Genomic DNA, 11,339 nt, shown 5'->3' on the forward strand with positions numbered 1-11,339 from the left:
CCCGGGCTAGTCGTCGGTGTCGTCGTCGACGTCGTCGTCCGGATCGTCGGTGTCCTCGTCGTCGCCGTCGTCGCCGTCGGCGGGCGCGGGGGCCGGGACCGGGACGACCGGCACGGGGGCCGTGCCCCCGCTCGGCTGAGCGGGCGGACTCGGCTCGGCGGAGGGCGCGGCGGGAGCGGGCGTCGCGGCGGGGTCCGTCGCCGTCCCGGGATCGGTCGCGGTGCCCGGGTCGGCACTCGGACCCCCGGTCGGCGTCTCGTCGGCCCCGGGGGCGCGGCTCGGGCCCACGACCGGGGTGGAGCCGATCTCGGTGACCTGCTGCGGCGGCTGCATCGCGCCGGCGACGGTGACGGCGCCTCCGATGATCGCGGCGAGGCAGACAACCGCGCCGACCGCGAGCAGGACGGGACCGCGTCGGGCCATGGGCGTCTCCTCGGGGGTCGTGCCGGTGCGGGTCGAGCGGCGGAACGGGTTCGGTGTCGATGGTCTCACGGGGCGAGGATCCTTCCGGTGGTGCGGGCGAGCGACCGGGCGGCGAGCGAGCGCCAGGCCGGTCGGAACAGGTAGAGGCAGGCGAGGCGGAGTCGCGCTGCCGTGTCGTGGGCGTCGAGGCGGTGCGGAGGCACTCCGGCCCTCTCGGCGGTGCGGTCGACGATCGCGGCGGCCTCGGCGGCCCGCTCGGGCGGCAGCAGCCCCTGCGCGGTGCGCAGCCGCAGGTGCGCGCGCAGATTGCCGAGATCGAGCGCGGCCTCGGCCCGCGCGGCGGTGTCGAGGTCGAGCAGGGCCAGGGACCCGTCCTCGGCGGCGAGGAGCTGCTTGTCGTGCAGATCGCGGTGCGCGAGGACGAGCGGCTCGGCGGGGGCGGCGAGGAGCGACTCCGACACGCGAGCGGCCGCCGCGAGCACGCCGGCGCGCTCGTGCGCGGGCCGCTGCGTCGCGGCGTGCGCGGCCCAGGTCGCGACGACGCCGGACTCCGCGGCCGGCCCGTGCTCCGGCAGCTCGGCGGGCGCCGGGGGCAGGAGCGCCCACCCCCGGGCCCAGCGCTCCCAGACCGCGCACCACTGCTCGGGCGTCGTGCGCGGGTCGGAGCCGACCTCGAGCAGCGTGCGCCCGGGCAGCGCGGCGAAGCGCACGAGGCCCTCCGGGTCGCCGGCGCGGTGGAGCACCCGGGGCAGGTCGAACCCTGCGGCGAAGACCTCGGCGCTCGCATGGGCGGCCACGACTCCGGGAGCGGCGTGCGGGCGCAGCACCTTGAGGAAGCTCCCGCCGTCGGCCGAGCGCACCACGGCACGACGGCCGGGGCGGTGGACGACGACGGAGCCCTCCCGGCGGGCGGACTCGAGGGCGGGGAGACGGCGGTCGGTGCCGGCGGGCAGGAGCCGGATCCCGCCCGAGGCACTCCAGCGGCCGCCGCGGACGTCGGGCGAGCCGGTTGCGTGCGCCTCGAGATCGGCGCCGTCGGGAGCGGGCCAGGCGCGCGTGACGGTCCACGTCACTCCGTCCTCGACGATCTCCGCGGGCACCGCGCTCAGCACGCGAGCACCCCCTCGGCCCGCGCGAGGGCGGCCTCGACGCGCTCCCGCCAGTCGGGCAGGGCGGTGCGGAACGGCTCGACGGCGCGCAGGAGCACGGCCGAGGCGGTGCGGCGGCGGAGGGCGGCGGGGTCGAGAACTCCCCCGTCGGCGCGGTACGCCTCGAGCAGGGCTGCGCCGAGCCCGGAGGACGGCGGCTCCGCCGCGAGGAGCCCGCCCAGATCGCGCTCGGGCTCGTCGGCGCGGACGCGGTCGAAGTCGATCAGGCGCACACCGTCGCCGACGAGGACCTGGTCGGCCGAGAAGTCGCCGTGCACGACGGCGGAGCGGCGGCCCGCGCCGGCGAGACCGGCCGCGAGCCGCTCGAGCCGCGGGGCGAGATCCGGGACGAGATCGACGAGGGCTCGGACCGCGGTGGCGACCTCGTCGCCGGAGCCCGCCGGGACGGGGACGCCCCGCACGGCGTGCAGTCGGGCGAGCGCGGACCCCGCCCGGGCCGCGCCGAGCTCCGAGGGGCGCTCGGTCAGATCGCCGTCGCCCCACCACGGGGTCGAGGAGGCGCCGGAGCCGATCACCGCGGGGACGAGGACGGGGACGCCCCGGTCGGCGAGGGCGCACTGCACGCGCGCGACCTCCACGACGGACGCGGCCGCTCCGGGGGTCACGATCTTGACCACGCGCGACGCCTCGGCCACGACGAGCCGGCGGTGCGGGTTGTGCCGCAGGAGGCGGGCGCGCTCGAGCAGTCCGGGCTCGAGCCGCTCGAGGCGCCGCACCGAGGGCGAGAGCTCGCGATCGGCGCGCACGGGGCCGCTCACGGCGCGGAGCTCGGGGTGCTCGCGCAGCACGACCCCGATGCGCCGTGCGCGCTCCCGGGTCTTGTCGAGCTTGGCCGGGTCGGCGTACGAGGCGATCCAGCCCGGGCCGGCGGCGGCGTCGAACGCGACCACGACGTCCGCGCCGCGCTTCCAGCGCCGACGGGTGACGCGGACCGCGAGGCCCAGGGCGTCGTCGAGGCGCCGCGCGTCGAGGAGCTGAGCGAGGGCCGGGAGCGCCGGGTCGCGGCGGGCCAGGTCGGCGACGGCCGCCTCCGTGCCGGGCGTCATGCGCGCACCTCCTCGGTCGTCCCGGGGACCGCGGCGCGGCGGAACCAGGCGGCGACGCGGGAGTCGCTGCCGAGCAGCTCCTCGGGGGTCCCGTCCTCGACGATGCGGCCGTCCTCGAGCCAGAGCAGGCGGTCGGCGCCGGCGATCGCGGCGGGGTCGTGCGTGATGGAGATCGTCGTGCGGCCTCGGGTGAGCTCGGCGAGCGACTGCGCCACCTGGGCGCGCGCCTCGGGATCGAGGCCGGTCGTCGCCTCGTCGAGGACGACGACCGGGGCGTCGCGCAGCAGTGCCCGGGCGATGGCGATGCGCTGGCGCTGACCGCCGGACAGGGTGCCGCCGCGCTCGCCGAGCACGGTCTCGAAGCCGTCGGGCAGCGCCTCGACGAAGTCGCTCGCGTTCGCGCGGCGGGCCGCCTCCTCGACTTCGGCGTCGGTCGCGTCCAGGCGTCCGTAGCGGATGTTCTCGCGGACCGACGTGGCGAAGAGGACCGAGTCCTGCAGCAGGAGCGAGATGCTCGCGCGCAGGCTCGCCAGGGTGGCGTCGCGCAGATCGGTGCCGTCGATCGCGATGTGTCCGCGACGGGGATCGGACGCGCGCACCAGCAGGCTCGCGAGCGTCGACTTGCCGGCTCCGGAGGCGCCGAGCAGGCACACGTTCTCGCCGCCGCCGATCCGCAGCGACAGGTCGGTGAAGAGCGGGCGGCCGTAGCCGTCGTCGACTCCGATCGCCTCGAACGAGACGGCACCCGCGGTCGTGACGAGCGGCCGGGCGCCGGGGCGGTCGCGCACCTCGATCTCCTCGTCGAGCAGGTCGGCGACCCGCTCCCCGAGGCCGCGGCGCGCGCGATGCGGCCCGTGTACTTGGCGAGGTCCTTCAGCGGGCGCATGGCGATCTTGAGGTACATCGTGAAGACGACGAGGTCGCCCGGCGTCATCTGCCCCTCGAGCACGCGCCAGCCGCCGCCGGTGAGGACCAGTGCGGTCGCGACTCCCACGATCACGTCGGTGCGGCGCTCGAGCGCGGCGGCGAGACGGCGGGCCTTCACGCCCTGGTGCAGCGCGGTGGCGTTGCCGCGGTTGAACGCTCCGCCGACCTCCTTCTCGAGTCCGTAGGCCTGCACGACGCGGATCGCCCCGAGCGTCTGCTGGGCGGTGTCGGCGAGCGCGCCCTCGCCCTTGCGGGTGGAGCGCGAGGCGCTGGTGATCGACGACGAGCTGCGCCGGGAGGAGACGAGGTAGACGATGGCCGCGCCGACGACGACGAGCGTGAGCAGCGGATCCAGCCACAGCATCACGACGGTGAGCACGACGAGCGTGATGACGTTGCCGACCAGCGGGAGGCCGGCGGTGACCGCCACCTCCTGCAGGCGGCCGATGTCGCCGACGAGGCGCTGCACGGTGTCGCCCGCCGAGGACAGGGTGTGGTACCGCAGCGACAGGGCCTGCACGTGCGCGAAGACGCGGGCGCGCAGCGACGTCGCGACGCGGGAGCCGACGAGGGCGAAGGCGATCGTCGAGAGGTACGCGGTGATCGCGCGCAGGCCCACGAGGCCGAGCAGGATCGCTCCGCACGCGACGAGGAGGCCGATCGTCGCCGGAGGCGTCCCAGCGTTGGCGCCGGCCGTGGCGCCCAGGCTCGCGCTGACGCTGTCGATCACGATCTTCAGCGGCCAGGGCTCGAGCACCCGGAGGATCACCTCGGCCAGCAGCGCGACGAGTCCGCCGAGCATCAGGAGGCGGTGCTCGCGCAGGTGCGGGCGCACGATGTGGAGGCTGCGGCGCAGCGCACCGGGGTCGGGGGTGGTGCGGCCGGCGCGGCTCATGCGGCGGCCTCCCCGGCGTCGGGCAGGGCGTCGAGGATCCGCCCGAGCACCCGGGACCAGTCGTGCTCGGCGACCGCGACGGCGCGGGCGGCGGCTCCCATCGCGCGGCGGCGGGCGGGATCGGCCGCGAGGTCGGCGATCGCCGCGGCGAGCGCCTCCGCCCGCCCCGGAGCGACGACCAGACCGGTGACCCCGTGCTCGAGGATCGACGGGATCTGGCCGACGCCCGAGGCGACGACCGGGAGCCCCGCCGCCAGGTACTCGTAGACCTTCAACGGCGAGAAGTAGTCCTCGGCGGAGCGAGCCGGGTACGGCGCGACCCCGACGTCGAGGCGGGCGAGCTGCCCGGGCATGTCCTCGGGGGCGACCGCGCCGGTGAACTCGACGTCGATACCCAGGCGGTCGGCCTGCTCGCGGAGCGCCGGGCCTTCGGGTCCGTCCCCCACCACGACGAGGCGGACGAGCGCGGGATCCAGGCGGGCGACCGCGTCGAGCAGCGTGCCGACTCCGTGCCACGGCTTCAGGGTGCCGACGAAGCCGACGCTGAGCGGGTGGCCGTCGCGGAACGGGGCCTCGAGGATGCGGCGGGTGTTGACGCCGTTGGGAGCGACGAGCGGAGCCCGGGCGCCGCGCTCGGCGGCCCAGCGCGCCACCGGGGCGGAGACGCACGCGACGACCGCCGCCTGGTCGAGGACCGCGCGGGTGGCGTCGAGGGCCGCGTCCTCGTCGAGGAGCACGCGGTGCTCGCGCTGCTCGTCGATCAGCGGCGAATTGACCTCGAGGACCGCGGGGACGCCGAGCCCGACCGAGACGAGCGCCGAGGCGCGGCTGAAGAGGGAGTAGCGCTCGTAGACCAGGTCGCACCCGTCGAGCAGGACCGCCTCGGCGAGGTGCACGGCCGCGGCGGCGACCGCGCGCTCGCGCTCGGCCGGATCCTGCACCCGGGTGCGGTGCTCGAGCACGGGGACATCGGCGAGGTCGGCCGGGACGCTGCCGCCGGCGCGGGCGCAGTAGACGCGCACGTCGTCGCCGCGCGAGCGGAGGGCGCGGAGGATCTCCTGGGCGTGGACGGAGGAGCCCTTGCTCCCGAACACGGGCACGCCGGGGTCGGCGCAGACGAAGGCGACGCGCATCACGCCACCTCCGCCGCGGAGGCGTCGCGGGTCAGAGCCGCGAGGGTGCGGGCCTGGACCCGTGAATCGAACTCGCTCTCGACCAGGGCCCGCGCGCGAGCGGTGACGCCGGCGGTGTCGAAGGCCGGGTCGGCCACGCGCTGGAGCGCCCGGGCGAGGTCGTCGACGCGGCCCGGACGGCAGAGGATCCCGGTGTCGCCGTCGCGGATCACCTCGGGGATCCCCGTGACCGCGGTCGAGATGCACGGCACTCCCGTCGCCATCGCCTCCAGCAGCACGGTCGGCAGCCCGTCGGCGTTGCCGTCGCCGCCGACGATGCACGGCGCGACGAACACGTCGGAGCGGCGCAGCAGGGCGGCCACCCCGTTCTGCGGCACGGGACCCAGGAGCCGGACGCGCGACTCCAGGCCCGCGGAGCGGATCCGCTCGTCGAGCGCGTCGTGCAGCTCGCCGCCCCCCGCGATCTCGACCTCGACGTCCTGCCCGCCGGCGGCGAGCATCGCGACGGCGTCGACGAGCAGTGCGAAGCCCTTCTTCTCGACCAGGCGGCCGACCGCGGCGACACGGAGCACGCCGGTGCGCGCCGGACGCGGCGAGAAGGCGAAGCGCTCGAGCTCGAGGCCGTTGTAGACGCGGCGGACGCGCCCCGAGGCTCCGGGGAACCGTGCGGCGAGGTGCAGCACGTTGTAGTCGCTCACCGTGACGGCGAAGCTCGCGTCGGCGAGCTTGCGCCGGAGGTCGGCGGCGTCGACGGACTCGTGGAAGAGGTCCTTCGCGTGGGCGGTGAAGGAGTAGGGCACCCCGGTCAGCAGCGACGCGAGCCGGGCGACGGTCGTGGCGCTGGAGGCGAAGTGCGCGTGCAGGTGCGTCACCCCCTCGCGCTGCACGGCGGCGGCGAGCTGCACGGCCTGCGAGGCGTCCTCGGGGCTCGCCCGCAGCAGCTCGGGCAGCAGGCGCGCGACGGACTCCATCAGCTCGGGCGACTGCTCGGCGGCCCGCAGCCCCTGCCAGAGCGCGGACGCCTTGAGCGGCTTGTCGAGGTAGCGGACCGGGGCGCTCACCCGGGCGAGCTCGGGGTGGAATCGGGGGTCGTCGGGCGCGCGGAGCGAGACGATCACGAGGTCCTCGCCGGCGGCCTCGCGAGCCAGGATCTCCGAGACGACGAAGGTCTCGGAGAAGCGGGGGTAGACCTTGAGGACGTAGGCGGTGCGGGGCATCGGGGCTCCTGGGGGATTCGGGACGGGGGTCTCAGACGGCACGGTCGGCGTCCTTGCGTGCGGTGGCGCGGGCGGCGGCGACGAGCCCGGCGGCGAGCGGGCCGACGGCCGAGAGCCCGTCGAGGTCGATCCCCGAGCGGTGCACCCGGGTGCCGACCCGCGCGGCGAACCAGGCGCCGAGCGACTCGGCGGTGACGTCGTCCTGCTCGAGCACCTCGACGGCTCCGCGAGCGGCGAGCGCCTCTGCCCGCAGCCTCTGCTCCTGCCTGCGGTGCGCTCGGGGCACCACCAGCGAGGGGCGGTGGTGCTCATCACCTCGCACACCGTGTTGTAGCCGCCCATGCTCACCACCGCGGAGGCGCGGCGCAGCAGCGCGAGCGCATCCGGCACCGAGCGGACGACCGTGGTCGAGGGCCCGGCGGCGGCCCGGATCGCGCGGCGGTGCTCGGCGGGCATCTGCGGCCCGGTGACGACGACGTGCCGGTAGCCCGCCGGCACCTCGGCCGCGACGGCCGCCTCGGCGATCGCGCGGCCGTCCGATCCTCCGCCGACGGTGGTGAGGACGAAGGGCTCCTCGACGACGGAGTGACCGGCGCCGAGCCGTCCGTTCGCGAGGAAGCCGGTGTGGGCGACGAGGTCGTGCAGCCCGGGCGGGATCTCCCCCGTGGCCGTCGGGTCGTGCACCGTCGGGTCGCCGTAGACCCAGACGGCGTCGTAGAGCTCGCGGACGGCGGCCGCTCCGCCGATCGCCTTCCACTCGGCCGAGGTCGCGGAGCGGCGGTCGAGCACGTCGCGCAGCCCGAGCACGACGACCGCGGCGGAATTCGCTGCGCGCACCGCCCGCAGCGCCGGCTCGAGCTCGCCGTGCACGCCGAACGCGTGCCGGTCGACGATCACCATGTCGGGGGCGAACGCGGCGAGCCCGGCCTGGACGACCCCTCCGCGCAGGCTCGTGAGGGTGCGCAGCTCGACGTCCAGGTGGCGCGAGCGGTAGCCCTGGTCGCCGGTGGTGACCCCGGGGAGCGCCAGCCAGTCCCAGCCGTCGGGAGCGGCGAACGCGGTGGCGGAGGACTGCCCCGTGACCAGCAGCCCGGTCACCTCCTCACCGAGCAGCTCGGGCAGCGCGGTGTTCAGGGCGTGCGCGAGTGCGACGTTGCGCCGGACGTGGCCGAGCCCCACGGAGTCGTGCGAGTACAGGGCGATGCGGATGACCATGGCGTTCCCCTCGGAGCGGCGATCGCGTCCCGGGGGACACGGCGGATCCTCGACCCGTGCCCACAGCCTCCCGACGGGGCGTAAGCCCGGTGTGAGACGAGGATGAGAGGCGTCTCATCTGCGGTCCGCACCCCGGGAACACTTCGAGGCGCCCGTGCGTTGCACGCTGCATGCCTCCGACGAGCAGCAGCATCACCGCCCCCTCCCGCGCCTCGATCGACACCACGGAGTCGGCCCGCGCCGGCTGGGAGTCGTGGCTCGCCCGCCGCGCCGAGCGCGTCACCGGCCCCCGCGGCGACCTCGCCCTGGTCGAGACCCGCTGGCTCGAGCCGGGTGAGAGCGTCGACGACGAGGCGGCGCTCGCCGGCTACGGCCCCACCGCCACCCTCACCCGGATGCGCCGTCCGAGCCTCGACACCGGCGAGGAGGAGTACGGCTACCGCGTGTGGGACGCCGCCTCGGAGGGCATCCGCTCGTTCGACGCGATCGAGACCTTCCCGTTCGACGCCGCCTGGGTGCTCGAGGCCTGGTTCGAGCCGGTCGACGAGGACCGCACCATCCCGTTCGAGCACCTGCGCGACAACGGCGCGACGCGCGAGCTCGTGGTCCCGGGCGACATCACCTTCTCGCTCGTCGACGACGGCAGCGCCCGCGAGTACACCGTGGCGGCCTTCGACGACGGAGGAACGCTGCTCGTCCCCTTCGGCGACCCGACCAACCGCTCGGACGACCCGGAGCTCGCGAGCTACCCCGTGGGCCGCTTCCTCGTGGTGCAGCGCCTGGGCGGCGCGGCCGACGCCGGCACGCCGGGGCCCGTCCTCCTGGACTTCAACCGCGCCTACATCCCGCCGTGCGGCTTCTCGCCGCACTACAACTGCCCGCTCCCCCCGGCGCAGAACCGCCTCGGCGTCCCGGTGACCGCCGGCGAGCGCCGCGTGCTGCGCGCCGCAGCGGCGTGAGCGGCGCCCGCGGAGCCGATCGCTCCCGCGCATGATCCGCTTCGGGCGCCGCGGAGCGTTCTGGGTGTCGACCCTGGTCCTCGCGCTCTGCCTGTGGTCCAGCGGAGCGCCGTCGGTGCTCTACCCGAGCTACGCGGCCCAGTGGGATCTCGCCCCCGTCGTCGTCACCTCGGTCTTCGCGGCCTACCCCGCGGCGCTCCTGCTGAGCCTGCTCGTCGTCGGCGACCTCTCGGACGTGATCGGGCGCCGGCGCACGATGCTGCTGGGAGTCGCGCTCATCGCGGTCTCGGCGATCGCCTTCTCGCTCGCGAGCGGAGTCGCGCTGCTCTACGTCGGCCGCGCCCTGCAGGGCGTGGGCACCGCGCTCGCGCTCAGTGCGGCGAGCGCCTCCCTCGTCGACGACAACATCTCGGCGAACCCCCGGCTGCCCTCGTCGCTCACGACGGTGTCGACCGCCACCGGGCTGACGCTCTCGCTCCTGCTCTCGGGGGCCCTGGCGCAGTACGCGCCGCTGCCCCTGCAGCTGAGCTACTGGGTCCTCGCGCTGGTGGGCGTGCTGGCGCTCGTGCTGCTCGCGCTCACCCGCGACGACCGGCCCGGCGGCTCGCGGCGCTGGCGGCCCCGGCTCCCCCACGTCCCCGCGGAACTGCGCACGGTCTACGCAGGAGCGACGCTCGCCGTGTCGGTGGCCTACGCCACCGGGGCGCTCGTGCTCTCGCTCGGCGCGCAGATGGCCCGCGAGCTGACCGGCGCGACCGATCTGCTCGTCATCGGCTCCGCTCTCGCCCTGTCCTCGATCGTCATCGGGATCACCGCGCTCGCGATCCAGCGGGTCCCCGCCCACACCGCGATCATCAGCGGGGCGATCACCGCCATCGGCGGCCTCGGACTGATGGAGGGTGCTGCGGCGAGCGGATCCTTCGCCCTCTTCCTCGCCTTCAGCGTGGTCAGCGGAGTCGGCTACTCGCTCAGCTTCTCGGGCGGTCTCGCGCTCGTCGGGCAGGCGGCCCCCGCCGAGCACCGGGGCTCGATGATCTCGGCCGTGTACCTCGTGAGCTACCTCGGCCAGGCGGCCGTCGCGATCGCCGCCGGCGCCCTGGCGACGTCCCTCGGGCTCGAGCTCGCCCTCGACCTCGTCGCTCCGGTCGTCGCGGTGCTCTGCGTCGCGGCCGGAGTCGTCGCCCTCCTCGATCTGCGGCGCAGACGGGTCGCCACCCGGCTCGCGAGCGCCTAGGGCCTCACCGCCCGGTCAGCACCGACCGGCGGGCGACCAGCTCGTCGAGCAGCACCCGCTCGTCCACGGCGCCCGTGCGCCCGCCGCGCCCCGCCACCTGCTGCTGCCGCAGGTGCGCCAGGCGCGTCGCCGTACGGAGGAACGCGCTCATCGCGCGCGGACGGTCGCCGCCCGCGGTCCGCGCCCAGCGCATCGCCGTCCGGCGCCCCTCCGCCGTGCCGATCATCCGCACCTCGGCGGGCGAGAGCCAGCCGGCCGAGGCGTAGTCGCCGAGCCGCTCGAGGGTGACCCGGCGCTCCTGCCGCCGCAGCAGCACGACGACCACGACCGCGACCACGAACAACGGCACCTGCACCACTCCGTAGAAGCCGAACCAGTCGGCGACCAGGAACGACGAGCCGTTCCACAGCGCGTGCAGGAACACGGCCGCGGCGAGGCCGAGCAGCGCGATCGGCACGCCCGCGGCGCGGCGGCCGACCGCGAAGCCCAGGGCCGCTCCGGTGCACGAGGTGAAGAGCACGTGGGCGAAGGGCGAGAGCACCCCGCGGAGGAAGAACGTGACGGCGAGCGAGCCGAGCCCGCCCTCCACCAGCGCGCTGCCGAAGTAGAGGATGTTCTCGACGAACGCGAAGCCCGAGGCGACGACCGCGGCGTAGACGATGCCGTCCACCGGCCCGTCGAAGGTGCGGCGCCAGATCAGCAGGATCAGCAGGACGCCCGCGCCCTTCGCGCTCTCCTCGACGAGCGGCGCCTGGATCACGGCGCCGACGAAGTCGGATCCGCTCGGCTGCTGGCCGGAGGCGTAGACCGCCACCTGCACGCCCAGATCGACCAGCAGCGAGATCGCGACCGACCCCGCGGCGCCCCACAGGAACGCGAACCAGAGGCCCAGCGGCGCCTCCGGCTCCCATCGGTCGATCCAGCGCACCCCGGAGAGCACGACCAGCAGCGGCACGAGGGCGACGACCGCGCAGACGGCGGCGGCGCTGACTCCGAGGCCGAGGACCACGTACGCCAGCACGAGCAGCAGCAGGATGCCCAGCAGTGCGACACCGATCGCGCCGAGCACGGTCGGGACGATGGAGGGGCGGGCGGGGGACGGCGGCGGGTACTCGCTCATG

At 75.8% G+C, this 11,339-nt stretch carries 9 protein-coding genes and 1 pseudogene; 2 read left to right on the forward strand and 8 right to left on the reverse strand.

Annotation, left to right across the window (positions count from 1 at the left end; genetic code table 11):
- Nucleotides 1-6: 6 nt before the first annotated feature.
- The 7 genes and pseudogenes from AC0CID_RS06045 to AC0CID_RS06075 form a co-directional block, all read right to left on the reverse strand.
- Nucleotides 7-492, reverse strand: coding sequence for a hypothetical protein (locus AC0CID_RS06045; protein ID WP_465226100.1), 486 nt, complete (start codon nt 490-492; stop codon nt 7-9).
- Nucleotides 489-1,523, reverse strand: coding sequence for a phosphotransferase family protein (locus AC0CID_RS06050; RefSeq protein WP_465228142.1), 1,035 nt, complete (start codon nt 1,521-1,523; stop codon nt 489-491). The genes AC0CID_RS06045 and AC0CID_RS06050 overlap by 4 nt, the downstream gene beginning before the upstream one ends.
- Before the next feature lie 5 nt (nt 1,524-1,528).
- Entirely contained in the window at nt 1,529-2,638 is a 1,110-nt protein-coding gene (locus tag AC0CID_RS06055; RefSeq protein WP_465226101.1) for a phosphotransferase family protein, read from the reverse strand.
- Nucleotides 2,635-3,426 (reverse strand): ABC transporter ATP-binding protein, encoded by a 792-nt coding sequence (locus tag AC0CID_RS06060; protein WP_465226102.1) that lies wholly within the window; start codon nt 3,424-3,426, stop codon nt 2,635-2,637. The genes AC0CID_RS06055 and AC0CID_RS06060 overlap by 4 nt, the downstream gene beginning before the upstream one ends.
- Before the next feature lie 146 nt (nt 3,427-3,572).
- A pseudogene (locus AC0CID_RS06065) lies at nt 3,573-4,460 on the reverse strand (ABC transporter transmembrane domain-containing protein); the annotation flags it as partial.
- On the reverse strand, nt 4,457-5,593 hold the full coding sequence (locus tag AC0CID_RS06070; protein ID WP_465228058.1) for a glycosyltransferase family 4 protein: 1,137 nt from the start codon (nt 5,591-5,593) through the stop codon (nt 4,457-4,459). The gene AC0CID_RS06070 and the pseudogene AC0CID_RS06065, both read right to left, overlap by 4 nt.
- Entirely contained in the window at nt 5,593-8,025 is a 2,433-nt protein-coding gene (locus AC0CID_RS06075; protein ID WP_465226103.1) for a glycosyltransferase, read from the reverse strand. The genes AC0CID_RS06070 and AC0CID_RS06075 overlap by 1 nt, the downstream gene beginning before the upstream one ends.
- Nucleotides 8,026-8,195: 170 nt before the next feature.
- Here AC0CID_RS06075 and AC0CID_RS06080 point away from each other — a divergent pair, with 170 nt between their 5' ends.
- Nucleotides 8,196-8,984: a DUF1684 domain-containing protein gene (locus AC0CID_RS06080; RefSeq protein ID WP_465226104.1), complete on the forward strand. Its 789-nt coding sequence runs from the start codon at nt 8,196-8,198 to the stop codon at nt 8,982-8,984.
- Between the two features lie 31 nt (nt 8,985-9,015).
- Entirely contained in the window at nt 9,016-10,218 is a 1,203-nt protein-coding gene (locus AC0CID_RS06085) for an MFS transporter (protein ID WP_465226105.1), read from the forward strand.
- 4 nt (nt 10,219-10,222) lie between these two features.
- On the opposite strand, the gene AC0CID_RS06090 is transcribed toward AC0CID_RS06085, so the two are convergent.
- Nucleotides 10,223-11,338, reverse strand: coding sequence for a PrsW family intramembrane metalloprotease (locus AC0CID_RS06090; protein WP_465226106.1), 1,116 nt, complete (start codon nt 11,336-11,338; stop codon nt 10,223-10,225).
- Nucleotide 11,339 lies beyond the last annotated feature (1 nt).

This window comes from Rathayibacter sp. AC451 (assembly GCF_979253095.1).